14 protein-coding genes and 2 pseudogenes are annotated in these 18,572 nt (G+C 69.8%); 11 read left to right on the top strand and 5 right to left on the bottom strand.

All coding sequences use genetic code 11. The annotated features are described in order from the left end of the window. Nucleotides 1-114: 114 nt before the first annotated feature. The gene (locus ACFYXF_RS46535) at nt 115-963 is read left to right on the top strand and encodes an SDR family oxidoreductase (RefSeq protein WP_389359434.1); all 849 of its coding nucleotides are present in this window, start codon (nt 115-117) and stop codon (nt 961-963) included. A gap of 253 nt (nt 964-1,216) precedes the next feature. Here ACFYXF_RS46535 and ACFYXF_RS46530 read toward each other — a convergent pair whose 3' ends face one another. Both ACFYXF_RS46530 and ACFYXF_RS46525 read right to left on the bottom strand, forming a co-directional pair. Beyond that, nucleotides 1,217-2,425, bottom strand: coding sequence for a low temperature requirement protein A (locus ACFYXF_RS46530; protein ID WP_389359432.1), 1,209 nt, complete (start codon nt 2,423-2,425; stop codon nt 1,217-1,219). 149 nt (nt 2,426-2,574) lie between these two features. Then, nucleotides 2,575-3,266: pseudogene (locus ACFYXF_RS46525) on the bottom strand (transcriptional regulator); the annotation flags it as partial. A 1-nt stretch (nt 3,267) separates the two neighbouring features. Between ACFYXF_RS46525 and ACFYXF_RS46520 the strand changes: the two are divergent. Then, nucleotides 3,268-3,714, top strand: a pseudogene (locus tag ACFYXF_RS46520) (zinc-binding dehydrogenase); the annotation flags it as partial. A gap of 104 nt (nt 3,715-3,818) precedes the next feature. Here the strand turns inward: ACFYXF_RS46520 and ACFYXF_RS46515 are convergent. From ACFYXF_RS46515 to ACFYXF_RS46505, 3 genes are all read right to left on the bottom strand, one after another. Further along, nucleotides 3,819-5,624 (bottom strand): RICIN domain-containing protein, encoded by a 1,806-nt coding sequence (locus ACFYXF_RS46515; RefSeq protein WP_389359430.1) that lies wholly within the window; start codon nt 5,622-5,624, stop codon nt 3,819-3,821. A gap of 46 nt (nt 5,625-5,670) precedes the next feature. After that, the gene (locus tag ACFYXF_RS46510) at nt 5,671-7,797 is read right to left on the bottom strand and encodes a beta-galactosidase (RefSeq protein ID WP_389359428.1); all 2,127 of its coding nucleotides are present in this window, start codon (nt 7,795-7,797) and stop codon (nt 5,671-5,673) included. Between the two features lie 135 nt (nt 7,798-7,932). Continuing rightward, a complete protein-coding gene (locus ACFYXF_RS46505; protein WP_389359426.1) occupies nt 7,933-9,318 on the bottom strand; it encodes an ABC transporter substrate-binding protein in 1,386 nt (461 codons plus the stop codon). Between the two features lie 1,049 nt (nt 9,319-10,367). Here ACFYXF_RS46505 and ACFYXF_RS46500 point away from each other — a divergent pair. From ACFYXF_RS46500 to ACFYXF_RS46460, 9 genes are all read left to right on the top strand, one after another. Further along, a complete protein-coding gene (locus tag ACFYXF_RS46500; RefSeq protein WP_389359424.1) occupies nt 10,368-10,751 on the top strand; it encodes a DUF2255 family protein in 384 nt (127 codons plus the stop codon). Between the two features lie 19 nt (nt 10,752-10,770). Then, nucleotides 10,771-10,911 (top strand): hypothetical protein, encoded by a 141-nt coding sequence (locus ACFYXF_RS46495; protein ID WP_389359422.1) that lies wholly within the window; start codon nt 10,771-10,773, stop codon nt 10,909-10,911. Then, nucleotides 10,908-12,500 carry a Na+/H+ antiporter gene (locus ACFYXF_RS46490; RefSeq protein WP_389359420.1) on the top strand — a complete coding sequence of 531 codons (1,593 nt, stop codon included), beginning with the start codon at nt 10,908-10,910 and terminating at the stop codon, nt 12,498-12,500. Before ACFYXF_RS46495 ends, ACFYXF_RS46490 begins: the two co-directional genes overlap by 4 nt. 25 nt (nt 12,501-12,525) lie before the next feature. Further along, nucleotides 12,526-12,915: a nuclear transport factor 2 family protein gene (locus ACFYXF_RS46485; RefSeq protein WP_389359418.1), complete on the top strand. Its 390-nt coding sequence runs from the start codon at nt 12,526-12,528 to the stop codon at nt 12,913-12,915. A gap of 201 nt (nt 12,916-13,116) precedes the next feature. After that, nucleotides 13,117-13,443: a carboxymuconolactone decarboxylase family protein gene (locus tag ACFYXF_RS46480; RefSeq protein WP_389359416.1), complete on the top strand. Its 327-nt coding sequence runs from the start codon at nt 13,117-13,119 to the stop codon at nt 13,441-13,443. 15 nt (nt 13,444-13,458) lie between these two features. Beyond that, on the top strand, nt 13,459-13,881 hold the full coding sequence (locus ACFYXF_RS46475; RefSeq protein ID WP_389359414.1) for a cupin domain-containing protein: 423 nt from the start codon (nt 13,459-13,461) through the stop codon (nt 13,879-13,881). Beyond that, nucleotides 13,871-15,019: an alpha/beta fold hydrolase gene (locus tag ACFYXF_RS46470; RefSeq protein ID WP_389359412.1), complete on the top strand. Its 1,149-nt coding sequence runs from the start codon at nt 13,871-13,873 to the stop codon at nt 15,017-15,019. The genes ACFYXF_RS46475 and ACFYXF_RS46470 overlap by 11 nt, the downstream gene beginning before the upstream one ends. Then, nucleotides 15,016-15,963, top strand: coding sequence for an alpha/beta hydrolase (locus tag ACFYXF_RS46465; protein ID WP_389359410.1), 948 nt, complete (start codon nt 15,016-15,018; stop codon nt 15,961-15,963). Before ACFYXF_RS46470 ends, ACFYXF_RS46465 begins: the two co-directional genes overlap by 4 nt. A gap of 174 nt (nt 15,964-16,137) precedes the next feature. Further along, entirely contained in the window at nt 16,138-18,432 is a 2,295-nt protein-coding gene (locus ACFYXF_RS46460; RefSeq protein WP_389359408.1) for an FUSC family protein, read from the top strand. The last annotated feature ends 140 nt before the right edge of the window (nt 18,433-18,572 follow it).

The raw sequence follows: 18,572 nt of genomic DNA, 5'->3' as shown, positions 1-18,572 counted from the left end.
GAGCGCCGCGAGGCAAGGCCGAGACCTGTGCCGACAAGAAGCAGCCGACCGGTCCGTCAGGCCACGTCCCGGGCATCCGACCACCCCGAGAACATGGAACGAAGGAACCTGAGCATGAGCACCGAAGCCAAGGCCGTCAAGGAAATCGTCGTCGTCATCGGCCCCGGCAGCATCGGACTGGCCATCGCCCGCCGCGTCGGCGCCGGACGCACCCTGCTGCTGGCCGCCCACGACGAGAAGGCGTCGCAGGCCGCTGCTGAACAGTTGCGGGGCGAGGGCTACGACGTGGCCGTCCAGGCCACCGACATCTCCGACCTTGCCCAGGTAGAGGCGCTGGCCGCCAATGCCGCCGGGATGGGCGCGGTCACCCAGGTGATCCAGGCCGCCGGTGTCTCCCCCACCCAGGCGACCGTCGAGCGGCTGCTCCAGGTCGACCTGCTCGGCACGGCGTACGTCCTCGACGTGTTCGCCCGGGTGATCGCGCCCGGCGGGGCGGGCATCGTGGTCGCCAGCATGGCCGGGCACCGGGAGAGTCCCTATCCGCGCGAGGTCGAGCACGCACTCGCGACCACCGAAACCTCTCAACTGCTCGCGCTGCCGTTCCTCCAGCCAGACCGGATCGGCACCTCCGTCCACGCCTACGCCCTCTCGAAGCGAGCCAACTCGCTGCGTGTGCAGACGGCCGCCGCGGCGTGGGGCAGGCGCGGAGCCCGGGTCAACGCCGTCAGCCCCGGCGTGATCATCACCCCACTGGCCCTCGACGAGCTGTCCGGCCCGCGCCGCGAGTGGTTCGAGAAGGTACGCGAGGTGTCGGCCGCCAAACGTTTCGGCACCCCCGAGGAGGTCGCCGCTGCCGCCGCCTTCCTCCTCGGCCGCGAGGCCGGATTCATCACGGGCGCCGACCTCCTGATGGACGGCGGAGTGACCGCCGCCCTGCGCGCCGGCGAGCTGACCACACCGTAACGAGCCGAGAACCCCAGCCGTGAATCCTCCCTGGTCCAGGTCCCGCAGCCCGGACCGGGGAGGACCGCTGCTCCTCCCCGCTGACGCCCCGAACCCTGCGAGCGATGCACGGCTGCCTGCCCGGTAGCGGCACACCACTTCGCCTGCCGTGTACTTCCTGCCCCCGGATCACCATGGTGCCCCGCTGCATCCAGCCCGCTTGGACACCTGTCTGCATTACGTAGTGAGCCCGCGCCGACGAAGGACGACTGGCTCACCGACCCACATGGCGGCGCAGCTCCGCGTACCAGCGGGTCTCCGCCGCAGCCACCGCTGCCAGGATGACGACTACGCCCGCCAGCGCGGCCACCGGCGGGAGTACGGCCCCCGCCGGGATGCCCGCGAGCAGCAGGCACAGGGCTGTCAGACGGAAGCCGCCCCATACGTTCAGCATGATCCGGCCGAACAGCAGCAGCCCGAGCACGTAGAGGGCGGCTCCGCCGCACAGGGCCCACGCGTAGAAGCCGCCCAGCGCCTTGCCGTCGTCGGCGTGGGCGACGACGCCCTCGACGCCGAGGGCGGTCAGGACGACACCGGCCATGATGGGGAAGTGGGCATACCCGTAGGCGTTGACCGCCAGGCGGAGGCGGGCCTGGCCTTGCGCCTTGTCCAGTTGATGCTCGCCGATCAGGGTCGCGAGGTCGAAGTACAGCCACCACAGGCCCGTCGCGGCGGCCACGCCCAGGACGGCTGCGGTGAGCAGCCCCGCGCCGACCGGGTGGTCCGTGGCCCCGGCGCCCATGGCCAGCAGGGATTCGCCGATCGCGATGATGACGAACAGCTCGTGCCGCTCGGCGAAGTAGCGGGCGCTGTGGATGCGCCAGCTGCCCCGCCGGGAGGTGGCGTACACGCCGCCCCAGTCCACCGCGATCGCCGCCGCGAACAGCGCCGTCTGCCACCGGCCACCGACCGCGGCGCCGACGATCAGGAGCCCGCAGCCCGCCAGCACCGGCGGCCAGGAGACGGCAACCTGCCGTAGCAGCCCGCGGTCGCCACGCGCCAGCACGCCGTAGAGGACCAGGTGTACGACACGTACGAACAGGTAGGCGCAGGCCAGGACCAGCGGACCGCTCAGACCGCCGGGCAGGTCGTCCCACGCCTCCGGGACGGTCAACGCGAGGACGAACACCCCGGCCATCGCGAGTGCCATGCCCGCGCGTACGACGCCGCGGTCGGCCCGGGCCTGGTTGCCCAGCCAGGCGTACGCGGACCAGGAGAACCAGACCAGCGCCAGCAGCAGCACTCCGTGGAGCACGCCCGTGCCGGTGTGGTGGTGGGCCATGTACTGGGTGATCTGCGTGAGCGTGAAGACGTACACCAGGTCGAAGAACAGCTCGAAGGTGGTCACCCGGCTGCTCGCCGGCGCCTTCCGCGCGTCGGTCGGCGGGCCGCTCGGTGGCGGTCCGTGCTGCTCGCTTTCCAACTGCGTGTCCTCGGAGCGTGGGGCGGGCGGCGTGGTCGTGGAGCTCGCTTTGAGGCCGGTGATGCCCGTGAGGGCCGGTCTTCAGATTGTCCGCAGGGGAAGCCTGCGGCAACAGAACCGCTCGCGTTCGGCCGAAGGCCGCAAGACGGTCAGGCCAGAGGGGAGGCGGAATCGTCCTTGACGGCCGCCGATCGGTCGTCGCGTGCCGGCGTCCGCGTCGTGGGCTTCTCCTGCCCGAGCAGGTCGAGCAGGAGCATCGCGTCGTGATCGGAGGTGCCGGGTTCGGCGTAGTAGGTCACCATGCGGTGGCCGGGGGTGCCTTCCAGCTCCATGGACTGATAGCCGAGGGTGAGGGTGCCGACCTCGGGGTGGTGGAAGGTCTTACGGCCGTAGGAGTGGCCCTTGACGTCGTAGCGCTCCCACAGGCGGGCGAACTCTGGGCTCTTGAGGAGGAGTTCACCGGCGAGCCGGGTGAGGTCGGGGGCGTCCGGGTCGGTGCCGGCCAGGGTGCGCAACCGCGGAGGTGGGTGTTCCAGTCGTGGAACAGGTCACGCGAGGCGGGGTGGAGGAAGAGGTACTGGGCGATGTTGCGGTCCTTGGCGGGCCAGTCCTGGATGCCGGGGAGGAGGCGCAGGCCGCCGGGGTTGGCGGCGAGCAGGTCGTTGGTGCGGCTGACGACGTGCGCGGGCTGGGGGCGCAGACTCTCCAGGAGCAGCTTCACCCCGGGCCGGACGGTACGGCTGGGCGCGGCCGGGGATCCCCCCTCCGGGGGAGCCTCGGGCGTACCGCGCGCGGCACGGGCGGCCAGGCCGCGCAGGTGTTCGTGCTCGTCGTCCTCCATCGAGGTCACCGTCCTGTCCCAGTCACTGAAGAAGATGAACGACGGCCTGCGCCTGGGCGCCGACCACTACTTCGCCACCAGCGACCCGGCCACCTTCGAACAGCTCACCGGCACCTTCGACCTGATCGTCAACACGGTCAGCGCGAAGCTCGACCTCGACGCCTACCTTGGCCTGCTGGCCGTGAGCGGCGCCCTGGTCAACGTCGGCGCCCCCGCCGAGCCGCTGTCGGTCCAGGTGTTCTCGCTGATCCTGCGCGGCCGGTCGTTCGCCGGTTCACTGATCGGCGGCATCCGCGAGACCCAGGAGATGCTCGACTTCTGCGCCGAGCACGGCATCGGCTCCGAGATCGAGGTCATCCCGGCCGACAAAATCAACGAGGCGTACGAGCGGGTCATGGCCTCCGACGTGCGCTACCGCTTCGTCATCGACACCTCGACGCTGGTCTGACCCACAGCCACGGCCACGACCACGGCCGCCTGAGACCACCCCGTACGAGGAGCCGCGCCCAAGAGCCCCCGTACGGGGTGCCGCCGACAGGGACGGCGGGGAACCTACTCGACGAGTTCCCAGTCCTGCGAGCCGTCCGTGGCCGCGTTCTGCAAGGTCAGCGGCGCTCCGGCGGACGCACCGGTCAGGTACAGGCTCGTGTTCCTGACCGACTGCAGCTTGTAGAACCCGTCGCTGGTCTTCACGAGGTTCCAGCTGCCCGTGGCGCTGTTGTCGACCCACTGGCCGATCCGCTGGCCGACCGTCGCGTTGCCGGTCCAGATCGCTGCCGCGCGGCCGCCGGACTTGTTCAGCAGGGTCGTGCCGCCGTTCGGTTCGGTCACCACGTGCCAGTACTGGGTGTCCGGGCTCGCCGCCGACCCCGGCGCCTCCAGTGCCACGTCGGGTACATCACCGTTGCCGAGGTTCGCGTCGTTCGTGTGGTTGCCCGTGCCGATCACCTGGTCGGTCTTCCGGTTGACCAACTGGTAGTAGGCGCCGGCCGACCGGCCCAGGTCGACTTCGGCGAAGGCCAGTGTCGAGGTGCCCTGGTTGTTGAGGATCGCCACACGGCCGGTGCCCTCCACGTACTGCAGATTGCGGCTATAACCGGCCGCTGAGGTGGTCTGGTACTCCTTCCAGCGGCCGTCGCTGCGCCCGCTCTCGTTGACCCAGACGCTGCCGCTGCCGGCCGCGTTGTAGACCAGCCGCCCACCAGGAAGCTTAATGACGACCGGGCTGCCGTTCCTCGTGAGGGGACGGGAGCCGGTGTCGACCGGCAGAGAGGCGACGTCCGTGCCGGTGGCGGAGCCCTTGTAGAACTCCAGCGGGTTGTCGGCGATCACGTACCTGGTGTTGGCTCCACCGCCCCAGTACTCGAACGGGAGCATCCACTTGCCGTCCGTCGTCCGCACGACGTTCGCCATGCCCGGCCGCCCGCCGCCGATCTCCGTCTTGCCGCCACCCATGTTCTGGGTCAGTCCCGCGACGTCGACGACGGGGGCACTCCACTGCGCACTGCGACCGTCCCAGGTCTTGTGGGCGAGGATCTGCCCCTGGGAGTCCGTGGCGGTGTCGTTGGCGGGGTCCAGGGTCGGGACGCCGGTGGTCGCGTTGAAGCCGGTGTAGTCGTTCTCGTCGGAGTAGTAGCAGACGAGCTGACCCTTGTGGACCATCAGGTACGGCTCCCAGACGGGGTCCACCTGCCTGTTCGTGTTCGCGGCGGCGATGTTCTGGCCGAGCGCACCCGCGCTGCCGCCCTGCCAGCCACCGGTCGCGACGACGTTGAGGATCTTCCAGGTCGCGCCGTCGTCGGTGCTGGAGTACAGGGCGATCGCCAGGTCCTTGCGGTCACCGTCGTTGGAGGGCGTCCAGTTCGGGTCGGCGGCCTTGTGCTCCTTGTAGTAGTAGTCGTCGCCCGACACGACACTCGCGAGGAGCAGCGTGCCCTGCTTCAGATTCCCGACGTCCTGGGGAAGCGCGTAGAGGTACGGGTTCGTCCAGTTGCTCGTGTACTTCGCGTACTGCGGGTCGCTGGAGATGTACGCGGGCGCCTTGACCTCGGACAGCGACTGCCACGACGTTCCGTCGTCGTCGCTCTTGTACACCGGGAGCGTCTGTCTGTCGGCACTGCCCGTCGCGGTCACGACGGTGGACTTCTCGAACGAGGCGACCATGCGCCCGCTCGGCAGTTGCGCCGACTTCGGGTAGATCGCGCAGTTGCCCCGCCCCTTGAGGCACGGGTCGCTGCCGAGCTGGTAGAGGATCCCGCCCGTCGGGTTGTACGCCTGCGCGCTCGCCATGGGTATCGCCAGCATCGCTGATGCCACGACGAAGGTTCCCAGTGCTCTGCCTGCTCTTCTTCTCTGCATAGCCCCTCCTCAGGGATGGTCACTGTGGTGCCGGTGAACGGTCGGATCAGGAGACGAACACGCGGACGTCCCAGGCGCCGAGGTCCAGCGCCGTGCCCTCAGGGAGGGACGTGCCGGTCAGGGCGTCGGATAGATCCACCGGAGCAGGGATGCCGGTCGGCTCCCAGCTCCAGTTGTGGACGATGTGGACGCGGCGGCCGTCGGGGGACGTGCCGGTCGTGGCGGTGACGGATTCCGGGAGGTCCCGCCACTCGTTGCGGGAGTCCGGTGTCATCCAGGCGGCCAGCGACCGTGCGAGGTCGCGGCCGGGGACGGTGCCGACGGTGGTGACACGGCCGGCGCCGTGGCGGCGGGTGGTGACCGCAGGCCAGCGCCCGAAGTGGGGGTGGTCGTAGGTGACGAGTACGTCGGCGTCATTGACGGTCAGGCCGTCCGCCCAGCGTGTCGCTGTCGCTCCCTCGGGCAGGTCGAGCGGCCCCCCGGGCGCGGGCAGCACCGGTATCTCTCGTACGAGGTTGCTGAACTCGTCGTACTGGACACCGGCGGCCTCGACCAGCCGCCCGGGGGCCGGCTCATGACGCGCTCGCGCCTCGTGGTCGGCGTAGCCGGTGCGCGGGCCGAGGACCAGGTGGCCGCCCGCTTCCGCGTAGGCCGCGAACCAGTCGAGCGTCGAGTCGGCGGCGATGTACAGCGCGGGGACGACGAGGACGGGGTGACGGCGGACGGCCTCCTGCGGTGTCAGACCTTCCCGTTCACCGCGCGGGTCGTGCAACTGGCGGGCGTGGACGATGCGGACCTGGCGGCCGGCGTCGAAGGCGCCGCGGTAGAAGGGGTCGAAGATGCGGTTGTAGGCGGCCGGGTCGGGCGCACCGTCCGGCTTGGCCAGCGGTGGGTACTTCTGCATGAGCCACTTGCTCGGCGCCGAGTACACCATCGTGATGTCGGCGTCCGGTTCGAGTCCGGCGACGAGCGGGCCCGCGGTGTCGAACTCGGCGCCCAGTGTGGCCAGTTCGGCATAGGTGCGGCCGGGCTGTCCGGTGTGGGGCAGGATGCCGCCCCAGTAGGTCTCCGCGCCGAAGTGCAGCGTGTGCCAGTGCCAGTACTCGATCATGCGGGCACCGCGAGAGACCAGTGCCCAGGCGGCCTGGCGCCACTGGCCGTCGTAGGCCGGGCGGTTGTCCCACGGCAGACCGATGGAGCCGGCGTTGGTCTCGGTGACCAGGAAGGGCTCCTGGCTGGAGGAGAACATCCAGTCGGCGTTCTGGCACAGGGCCCAGACGCCGGTGGTCTTCCAGACCTGCTGGTGGTCGTCGGGCGTGGCGTCGGGCAGCAGCAGATCGTCCTGCATGCCGTAGTACGCGTTGCCTGTGGCGATGTCGAGCCGCTCGGTCAGCTCGTCGTCCTCCACCCCCGGGCGCTTGTAGGAGAGGCAGGTGGTGACGAAGTGCTCGAGACCGGCGTACTCCCGCACGATGTCGGCCTGCCAGCCGATGAACTCGGTGACCTGCCGGGCCTGGAACTCCCGCCAGGCGACGTCGTACTGCGGCTGGGCGTTGCCGTCCGGGGTCCAGAGGTCGGCCCAGGTGGACAGGCGGTGCGACCAGTAGACCAGGCCCCACTCGCGGTTGAGGGTCTCGACGTCGCCGTACCTGGCACGCAGGTGGTCGGTGAAGCGCTGGAAGACACCGTGGTTGTGGAAGAGCTCCAGGCCCGGTTCGTTGTCGACCTGGAAGCCGATGACCGCCGGGTGACCGGCGTACCGGCCGACGACCTTGCGGATGATTCGCTCGGCGTGGAACCGGAAGGCGGGGTGGGTGAAGTCGACCTCCTGCCGGGCGCCCCAGCCGATGCGCTCGCCGGTACGCCGTTCGCCCGCGATCTCCGGGTACTGGCGGGCCAGCCACGGCGGCACCGCGTAGGTCGGGGTGCCGAGGATGACGGAGATGCCGCGTTCGTGGGCGCCGTCCAGCACGGGCTGGAGCCAGTCGAGATCGAAGCGCCCGTTCTCGGGCTCCCAGGTGGACCAGACGGACTCGCCGACCCGGATGACCGTGACATGGGCGTCGGCCATCAGATCGAGGTCTGTCCTGAGGCGTTCGTCGGGGCGTTCGTAAGGCTGGTACTCGTGGTAGTACGCGGCGCCGAACAGGACGCGGGCAGGCAGAGCCGCCATGAATGAACCTCCGGGGAAGGACGGGGGTGGTGGTACGGGCGCTGCGTGGCCTACTGGTTGACGCCGCGTGCGGCCGGGCAGCTGTGCGCTGCCGCACTGCGCTTCCCTTCGGCGGAGACCGTGGTGGCAGTCACCTCAGCTCCCCTTGACCGTGAAGCCCTGCTTCTTGGCGAAGGTGGTGAGTCGCGATTGCCAGCCCGCCAGCGCGGCGACCGTGTCGGTCTTCCGGGCCAGAGACAGGCCGACGGTCTCCGTCCAGTCGGTGGCCACCTGGTCGAGGAAGGGCGGCCACTGGAAGGAGGGGTCGACCTGGGCGCTGATGCCGGCGAAGACCTCGTTGACCTTCTGGCCGCCGTAGAAGGCGGGGGTGGCGCCGCTGAAACTCGCGTCCGCGAGCAGCGCCTTGGTGGCGGGGAAGAAGAACTGCTTCGTCGCGAACAGCTTCGCGCTCTCGGGGTCGCTGTTGAGGAACTTGGCGAACTCGGCTGCCGCGATGGGGTTCTTGGTGGAGCGGATCACGGCGGTCGTCGAGCCGCCCCAGTTCCCGGCGCTCGGCTTGGCGGCGTCCCACTGCGGCAGCGGGGCCGCCCGCCACTTGCCCGCGGTGTCCTTGGCCGAACCGGAGAGGAAGGCCGGGCCCCAGGCGCCGACGATCCAGGTGGCGTACTTGCCCTTGTTGAGCGCGGCGTACCAGGAGTCCGTGAAGTCCGGCTCCACGCCGATGACGCCCTCCTGGGCGAGCGCGCCCCAGAACGCGCCGAGCTTCTTGGAGACCGCGTCGTCGACGCTGATGGTGATGTCGCTCTTGCCGGAGGTGACGTACGGCTTGGCGCCCGCCTGCCACAACAGGCCGTGCCAGGCGGCCACTTGGTTCGCGGCGAGGTTGGTGAGGTACACGTCCGGGTCGGCCTTGTGCAGCTTGCGCGCGGCCTCGGCGAACTCGTCCCAGGTCTTGGGGACTTCGATGCCGTGCTTGTCGAAGATGTCCTGCCGGTACAGCATGCCCATCGGGCCGGTGTCCTGCGGGATCGCCCACACCTCGCCGTCGCTGCCGCTGACCTGGCTCCAGGTCCAGTCGACGAACTGGGACTTGAGGGCGGAGGCGCCGTACGGGCGCAGGTCCAGCAGGCTGTCGGTGATCGTGAAGGTCGGGATGGCCTGGAACTCGATCTGCACCAGGTCGGGGGCGCCGCTGCCGGCCTTGAGGGCGGTGCGCAGCTTGGTGTACTCCGGGGTGCCCTGACCGGCGTTGACGGCCTTGACCTTGATCGCCGGGTACTTCTTCTCGAAGAGGGCGATCTCGGCGGCGATCTCCGGGACCCACGTCCAGAACGTCAGCTCGGTCGGGGTCGTCATCGCCTTGTCGATGTCTGCCTGGCTGACCGGCTTCGACGAGGTCGAGCCGCCGTCGGACCCGCCCCCGCCACAGGCGGACAGGGCCGCGCCGAGCGAGGCGGCACCGGCCGCGGTGAGCAGGAGGCGGCGGCTGAGGGCAGAGGAGGAGACGGGGATTCTGGGCATGGTGGACTCCGGCCAGGACGAAAGGGAGCGGAAAGAGGGGAGGGCGTGCGGAAAGAAGATGACGACGGAGAAGGCAGGCGTGGGCGCGACGATCTGGACGTCGGAACCGACGGTTCGGGAAGGACGACTGCGCAGGCTGCGACCGGTGTACGGCACGCGGGTGGGTGCGAGACGGGCCGCGGTGCGTTGCGGCCATACGGATCGGGAGCCACTGGGTGAAGGGGAATGCGCGCGTCGTCGTGTGACGGGGTCGTCCGCAGCAGCGGGGACGCGGTCGGGGGGACAGGGCTGAACTATGGCCGGTACGGAGGCCAGCCCTGTGAAACACGTGCCGGATTGAGGCTCTGCGGCCCGGACTGATCGGCACTGGTCAGTGGCGGGTGGACGGATCTCCCTTCGGGAGCGGGGTGCTGGACGCCTCTCCGCTCGGACGGGGAAGCGCTGTGCCGTCGACGCCCCAGGAACGTCCGGGGCGGCGGGTGCCGGGTCGAGGCACAGACGACGAGGCCGACCGGTAGGCCGCTCGCCGACAGAGCCTCTGCCTGCGGATTCTCGATGGCGTGCAGCGTGACGCGTCTCCTGACAGCCACACGATCGAGCCCAAATCTGTCAGACACCGCTTGTCTGACTGCGCGGTCATGTCTACGCAGTCATAACGACAGTCGTCAAGAGTTCGGAACGTATCCGTAACCGCCTGTGCCAGCCGTACGAGGCCCTTCCCGCACCCTGGTCGACGGCTGTGGAGTGCTACGACAAAGACGTCCGTACTCGCCCGGCCGCGTCCGCCGGGTGCCTCGACCGGTCTACTGATTCGGCCATGGCCGGTTCCTCGTCGGCCGACATCGTCGGGTCAGCGCCGACGGCGGCGTGGGGGGCCCTGTCACACCCTGGAAGGCCGACTTGCGGCATGGCACGGTCTGCCGTGGTGCGGGAACAGTGACCAGGCTTGATGCTCGTTGAAGATCCTCTTGCACCCACGGGAGTCGGCCTCCTCCGTGTCCCTTGCCCGCCCCGCAGAACAGCCGCACGAGAACCGAGGAGATGAGCGGATGGCCACCACTGCTCCCTGGACCGACGACGAACTCGACCGGGTCGGCTCGGCCGAGGAACTGGAAGTCGCGTCCCGGCGCCGCGACGGCGAGCTGGGCGGCCCGCGCACCATCTGGGTCGTCCGCGTGGACGACGACACCTACGTCCGCTCCGTGAACGGCCCCACTTCAGCATGGTTCCGCGGCACCAGAGCCCGGCCCGAGGGGCGCGTCGAGGCGGGCGGAGTCGAGAGGGACGTTGTGTTCGAGGACGTGGACGGCGAGATCAACGACGCGGTCGACGCCGCGTACCGATCCAAGTACGGCCACTACTCCGCCGACACCATCCAGCGCATCACGAGCACTACCGCGGGCTCGACGACCATGCGGCTCCTGCCGCGCTGACCGCCGCAGGAGAAGAACGATGTTCACCCTGAACACCCACACCGCCACGTCACCCAGCGAGCCCCTCGTCCCGACCACCGTCGAGCCCCGTGATCTCGGCCCTCACGATGTCGCGCGGTCGTTCGTCCCGCTCCTGGCCCTGCCGGGAGCCATGCCATGATCGGTCTCGAACTCGTCGTCGTCCTCGGCCTGGCGGTGCTCCTGGGCAACGCCGCCGGTGACCGCTACCGCATCGCCCCGCCGGTCGTGCTCCTCGTCCTCGGCGCGCTGCTCGGCTTCGTGCCCGCGCTGCGCGAGGTGGAGCTGCCGCCGGAGGCGGTGCTGCTCATCTTCCTGCCGGTGCTCCTGTACTGGGAGAGCCTGACCACCTCCCTGCGCGGGATCCGGCAGGATCTGCGCGGCATCATCCTGATGAGCACCGTGCTGGTCATCGGCACCGCCGGAGCCGTGGCCGCCGTGGCACACCAACTGGGCCTGCCCTGGGGACCGGCATGGGTGCTCGGCGCGGCCGTCGCCCCCACCGACGCGACCGCCGTCGGCGTCCTCGCCAAGGCACTCCCCCGCCGCAACGTCACCCTGCTGCGCGCCGAGAGCCTCATCAACGACGGCACCGCGCTGGTGGTCTTCGGGCTCGCCGTCGGCATCACGGTCGGCGAGGAGCACTTCACCCTCCCGCACGTCACCGCGCTGTTCGCCCTCTCCTACGTCGGCGGGGCCGCGGCCGGTGCGTTGACCGCATGGCTGGTGATCAGGGCACAACGGGTCTTCGGCAACCCGCTCCTGGGCAACGTGGTCATGATCCTCATCCCCTTCACCGCCTACCTCCTCGCCGAGCTGATCCACGCTTCCGGGGTCCTCGCGGCCGTCGCCGCCGGGCTGATCATGAGCCAGGCCGGACCGCGCATGGCCGGGGCCGAGATGCGCCGCCAGGCGGAGGAGGCCTGGGCGCTGGCCACCTTCGTGCTCAACGGTTGCCTGTTCGTCCTCGTCGGCCTCCAGGCCCAGGCCGCCGTACGCGAACTGCAGGGCGACGACCTCACCAACGCCCTCATCGCCGTCGCGGCCGTCTCCGCCGTGGTCGTGGCCGCGCGCTTCGCCTTCAACTTCACCGTCCCGTACCTGCTCCGTCTGCTGGACCGCCGTCCGCAGCAGCGCCTGCGCCGGATGAACTACCGCGCCCGCGTGGTCACTTCGATCGCCGGCTTCCGCGGCGCGGTCTCCCTGGCCGTGGCCCTGTCGGTGCCGACGGCCCTCGACTCCGGCGCGCCCTTCCCCGACCGCGACACGATCGTCTTCGTCACCTCCGGAGTCATCGTCACCACCCTGGTCCTGCAGGGTCTGCTGCTGCCGGCCGTGGTGCGCTGGGCCCGGCTGCCCAAGGACACCTCGGTGGAGGAGGAACGCCTCCTCGCCGAGACGACCGCCACCGAGCAAGCCCTCAAGGCCCTCCCCTCCCTCGCCGCCGACCTCGACACGGACCCGGCGGTCACCGAACGCATGCGCCAGGAGTACGAGACCCACCTGCTCGTGGTCCGCGCGGGCGGCGCCGAGACCGCCACCTACAACGAAGCCGCCCTGCGCCACCACCGGCACTACACCGCCCTGCGCCTGGCCCTCCTCGCCCACAAACGCACCACGTTGGTGCGCCTGCGCGACGACGACGAGATCGACGACACCGTGCTGCGCCACGTCCAACGCCATCTCGACATCGAGGAAGTACGACTGTCCCGACGCCCGCCGGCCGAATAACCCCCACACCAGGCCAGGAGCCAACATGCCCGCAACACCCGACGAGAGTGATCGCGAAGAGATCATCGCGGCCTACCGCGCCCATCTGCGGGCGATGGCCGAAGGCGACACCGAGGCCTTGGGCAATCTGCTCGACGACGGATTCACCCTCACCCACATCACCGGATATCTGCAGCCCAAGGCCGAGTGGCTGTCCCAGATGCGAGCCGGGCAGTTCATCTATCACGACGTGACCGAGAAGAACGTCACCGTCGACGTGGACGCGGACGGCGACACGGCCCGCCTCGTCGGCCGCATCGTCACCGAGGCGACGGTCTACGGCACACACGCCGACTGGCCCCTGCAATTCACCATGGACTACGCCCGGGACGGCGACACCTGGACCGCGCTTCGCTCCGTGGCAACCACCTGGTAGCAGGTGAGGGGCCCTGTCACACCCCTGAACACCGCTCCCCGGCACAACGCGGTCTGCCACACACCATCCCCGGCAACCAAGCTGGACACGAAACGAAGATCGCCTCTCCGCCCAGGCCACACCTCCCCCGTACGGAGGCACTGGAGACGCCTGAGCCCGAGACGGAACGACGAGGAAAGCACGAAGAAAGGCGGCACCCGCATGGCACAGGAACCCTCACGGGCCCAGCAGTTGCTCGGCGACCTCGCACCGAAGATGGTCCAGCTGACGGATGACGTGCTGTTCGGCGACGTGTGGAAGCGCGACGGCCTGTCCCCGCGGGACCGCAGCCTGATCACCGTCTCCGTGCTGGCGGCGACGTACCGCCCCGATCAGCTGAACAGCCATCTGCGCCTGGCACTGGAGAACGGCCTGACCAAGGACGAACTCGTCGAGGCCCTCACCCACCTGGCCTTCTACGCCGGATGGCCCAGCGGCATGGGCGCGCTCACCCAGCTCAAGGCCATCGTCGACGACGAGACGAAGTAGCGGAGGCGAGGTCTCATGAGGTTGCTGGAGAAGACGCCCTCTGCCAAGGCCCCTCCGGAACGGTTCACCGGCGACGTATGGGTGGACGCCATCACGGAGGCCCAGGAGCCCTCACGGCTGCGTGCGGCCCTGGTGCGGTTCTCGCCCCGCGCCCGCACCGCCTGGCACCGGCACACCCTCGGACAGACCTTGCACGTCACCGAGGGCATCGGCCTGGTCCAGTCCCGCGGCGGTGACGTCCTGGTGATGCGTCCCGGCGACACCGTCCACACACCTCCGGGCGAGTGGCACTGGCACGGTGCCGCCCCCGACCACTTCATGACGCATCTCGCCCTGTCGGAGAGCACGGGAGATCCCGCCGTGCCCGACGTCGAGTGGAGCGAGCACGTGAGCGAAGCCGAGTACGAGTACGAAGGAAACAGCAGCAGTGAAGCGTAGAGACATCGTCATGGGGCTCACCGCAGCCGCCGCAGTACCGGCGGTCGGATTCGCCTCCAGCGCGCAGGCCTCCGGCAAGGGCGGAACCAACGACATGACAGCAGCCTCCGACGGACAGGACGGACACGGCGGACGCGGTTTCGCGCCGCTGACGATTCAGGAGCAGGGCAGCTTCTCGGTTGGCGGGACCGTGATCACCAGTCCCGGGACCTTCGACCCCCGCAACCCGACCAACCCGGCCGGCCAGACGCTGCACGGCGACCACGCCCGTGTCTTCTTCCAGAAGCCGGTGCGTGCCCGCAGGCTGCCGCTGGTGCTGTGGCACGGCTACAAGCAGTCCGGCGCCGGCTGGGGAACCACGCCGGACGGGCGCGAGGGCTTCCAGACGATCTTCCTGCGCCGCCGGTTCGCCGTGTACACCCTGGACCAGCCCCGCCGGGGCAGCGCCGGGCAGACCACGGTGAGCACCGCCACCGACGCCTCGACCTCCGACCAGTGGTTCTACAACCAGTTCCGGTTCGGTCTGTGGCCCGACACCTACCCCGGCGGCCAGTTCCCGACGGGAGCGGAGGCACGCGAGCAGTTCTTCCGGTCGATGCTCCCCGACACCGGCCCGATCGACGGCGAGGTCCTGGCGAACGGGGTCTCGGCGCTCTTCGACGAGATCGGCGAGGGCATCCTCGTCACCCACTCGCACGCCGGCGGGTTCGGCTGGGACGCGACAATGAGGAACCGCAACATCAAGGCGGTCGTCGCGCTCGAACCCGGGAGCGGCTTCGTCTTCCCGGAGGGCGAGGTACCGGACCCGATGCCCAGCTCCGCCGGCACCCTCGCGGGCGAGTCCGTACCGCTGAAGGAGTTCCGGCGGCTGACGAAGATCCCGATCGTCGTCTACTACGGCGACAACATCCCGACCGAGCCGACCGACATCGCCGGCCGGGACAACTGGCGCGTCCGGCTCGCGATGGCCCGGCTCTTCGTCGACGCCCTCAACCGTCACGGCGGCGACGCGACCCTCGTCCACCTCCCGGAGATCGGTATCACCGGCAACTCCCACTTCCTCTTCTCCGACCTCAACAACGTCCGGATCGCCGACCAGATCTCCGACTTCCTCGCCAAGAAGGGCCTGACCCGATGACCTCCACGACTCAGAACGACGGCGTGACCAAGCAGAAGGTCAGCTTCCCGCACGGCACCCACTCGGTGGTGGGAAACCTCTTCCTGCCCGCCGGCTTCGACGAAGGCAAGAGGTACGCCGCCATCGTCGCCACTCACCCGTTCGGCGGTGTGAAGGAGCAGGCCTCCGGCCTGTACGCCGAGAAGCTCGCCGAGCAGGGGTTCATCGCACTGGCCTACGACGCCTCCCACTACGGCGAGAGCGGCGGTGAGCCGCGCCTGTACGAGGTTCCCGGCGACCGTGTCGAGGACATCCGCTGCGCCGTCGACTTCCTCAGCAACCACCCCCAGGTGGACCCGGACCGCATCGGCGCCCTGGGCGTCTGCGCCGGCGGCGGCTACACCGTCAACGCGGCGCAGACCGAGGCTCGGATCAAGGCCGTCGGTACCGTCAGCGCCTTCGACGTCGGCTCGGCCCGCCGGGAGGGCGTGCCGCGCGGACTGTTCTCCGAGGAGTTCCGCGTCCAGCGGCTCAAGGAGATCGGCGAGCAGCGCACGAAGGAGGCCGCGGGCGAACCGCTCCGCATGATCAACTTCGTGCCCAAGTCCGCCGAGGACATCACCGAGGACACACCTGAGCTGTACCGCGAGGGTTACGACTACTATTGCACCCCCCGCGGCCAGCACCCGAACGCGCCCGGCGAGTACGTCTTCACCAGCCTGGACAAGCAGATGGCGTTCGACGCGTTCGCCCACGTCGAGTCGATCTCTCCGAGGCCGCTCCTGATGATCGCCGGCTCCAAGGCGGACACCCGTTACTTCAGCGAGGAGGCCGTCGCCCGGGCCAAGGAGCCCAAGGAGGTGTTCGTCATCGACGGCGCAACGCACATCGACCTCTACGACAAGCCGGAATTCGTACCGCAGGTGGTCGCGAAGCTGACGGACTTCTACGCCAAGCACCTCTGATCCGGACGGATCACGAACTCCGTGGTCCGCCACGTGTGACAGGCGCGGCCCGTGCGTTCATGGCTGGCCCCTACGGGTCAGCCACGAACGGGGAACCGCGTGGGCGGGACGTCCTCCGGTAAGGACGTCCCGCTCGGTGTGCCGGACGTGAGGTCGACAGGAGGTACCGGTCGTATGGAGAAACTCAGCCGACTCCGGCCCGGGCGGGCCATCACATGGCTGCGGGACCATGATCCCGAACTGGCGGCCACCCGGCGCGCCGGGCGGACGGCCATCGTGATGCCCGCCCTGTTCGCCCTGTGCAGCCAGGTCATCGGCTCGCCGACGATGGCCACCTTCGCCGCGTTCGGGTCGTTCTCCATGTTGCTGCTCGTGGACTTCACCGGGCCGATGGTCCAACGGCTGCGGGCGCACCTCGGCCTCGCCGTGGCCTGGGCCGCCTTCATCTGCCTGGGCACCGCCGTCGCCGACGAGACCTGGCTCGCGGTCATCGTCACCGTCGTCATCGGCTTCCTGGTGCTGTTCTCCGGCGTGGTCAGCTCCGTCCTCGCGGGCGCGTCCACCGCCCTGCTGCTGGCCTTCGTCCTGCCGGTGACCTCACCCGTCCCCTTCTCCGACCTCCCCGACCGGCTTGCGGGAGCGGGCCTGGCCGCCATCGCCTCCATGCTCGCCATCACGCTGCTGTGGCCCCGCCCCGCCGCCGACCCGCTCAGCGCACCCGCCGCCCGCGTCTGCCGCGCCGCCGCCGAACAACTCCGTACCGACGCATCCCACTTGGCAGGCGGTCCGAGCGCACCGAGCCACGGACAGTGCCGTACGACGGCCGACGAGGCCGCCACCGCAGCAGCAGACCTGCGTACCGTCTTCGACGCCACCCCCTACCGGCCCACCGGCCTGTCCACCAGCTCACGCGCACTCGTCCGGCTCGTCGACGAACTGACCTGGCTCAGCGGCATCCTGGCCGACAGCGCCCCTGCCTCCGACGGCCACCCGGCATGCGACGCCGACGCCAGGTCCGTACGGCGAGCCGCCGCGGCCGTGCTCGACGAAGTGGCCACCTTGCTCGATGCCCCGGACAGCACCCCGGACGATCTGCACCCCGCTTCGGCAAAGCTGCGTACGGCCATGGCCGACATGGAACGCAACGCCACCGCCCGGCTGCCCGTGAACCATCGCGGAGTCGCCACACCGTCTCAGGTGCACCCCGTCATCGGCGCCCTGGACCTGTCGTTCCGCGCGCAGGAACTGGGGTTCGCGACCCTCCAGATCGCCGACAACGTCGACCTGGCCGCAGCCGCCGAACGCCGGGGCTGGTTCGAACGACTGCTCGGCGGCGAGCCCGGTGCCGTGACCGCACCGCTGGTCGCGGCACGTGAGCGGGCCTCCGCGCACCTCACGCCGCAGTCCGTGTGGCTGCACAACAGCCTGCGCGGAGCCGTCGGCCTCGGAATCGCGGTCACCCTGGCGAACGTGACGGGCGTCCAGCACTCCTTCTGGGTGCTGCTCGGCACCCTGTCGGTGCTGCGCTCCAACGCCCTCAACACCGGACAGAACGCGGTGCGCGCCCTGGCCAGCACCGTCGCGGGGTCGATCATCGGAACCGTACTGCTCCAGCTCATCGGCCACCACGGAACCGTGCTCTGGTTCCTGCTGCCCCTCGCCGTTCTCCTTGCAGGCATTGCCCCCGCCGCGATCTCCTTCGCCGCAGGTCAGGCGTCCTTCACCATCACCCTCGTCATCATGTTCAACATCGGTCAGGATCCCGACTGGCACATCGTGCTCCTGCGGATCCAGGACATCGCCATCGGCTGCGCGGTGAGCGTGCTGGTGGGGCTCTTCTTCTGGCCGCGCGGCGCGACGGCGGCGGTCGACCGGGCCCTCGCGGAGGCCTACCGGGACAGTGCCCGGTACCTGGCAAGTGCGGTGGAGTACGCCGTCGGCCGTTGCAGCACCGAGCCTGCCTCCGCCGAGGCCGCGCTGCAAGAACGCCTCGAAGCCGCAGCCGCCGCACGCCGACTCGACGACGCCTTCCGCAGCTACCTGGCCGAACGCGGCCCGAAACCGGTACCCCTGGCCGACATGACCACCCTCGTCACCGGCATCGTAGGACTGCGCCTCGCAGCGGACGCGGTGCTGGGACTGTGGCAACGTGCCGGCGAACCGCAGCCCGAGCCGGACCGGGCCGGTGCCCGCCTCGTCCTCCTGGGCGCCGTCGGCCGCGTCGCCGGCTGGTACCAGGACCTGGCCGCAGGCCTCGGCCAGGCCAGCCCCGTCCGGGATCCGCTGCCGCGCAATCCAGCGGCCGAGGCGGAGTTGATCGAATCCCTCCGTCGCGATCTGAGCGACGCCGACGGGCAGGCCACCGACACCGCCGTACGCATCATCTGGACCGCCGACCACCTCGACGCCGCCCGCCGCCTCCAGCCGAGCCTCGCGTCTGCGGCGGTGGCGGACAAACAGTCCTCCTGACCCACTGCAGGGCGCCCCCGGTGGACACCCTGCAGTCGCCGCGTGCTGATCTATTGGGCTGTATCAGACGCGGTCAAAGGGGATCCCTGAATTTCCCGATCCCTTTTGGAGAGTGGAAACAGTCGGTTCCGACACAACTG

It is taken from the genome of Streptomyces sp. NPDC002680, assembly GCF_042889145.1.
GTDB lineage: Bacteria > Actinomycetota > Actinomycetes > Streptomycetales > Streptomycetaceae > Streptomyces > Streptomyces adonidis.
Note: the sequence above shows the minus strand (reverse complement) of the source record. Positions and strands in the feature narration are given on the sequence as shown.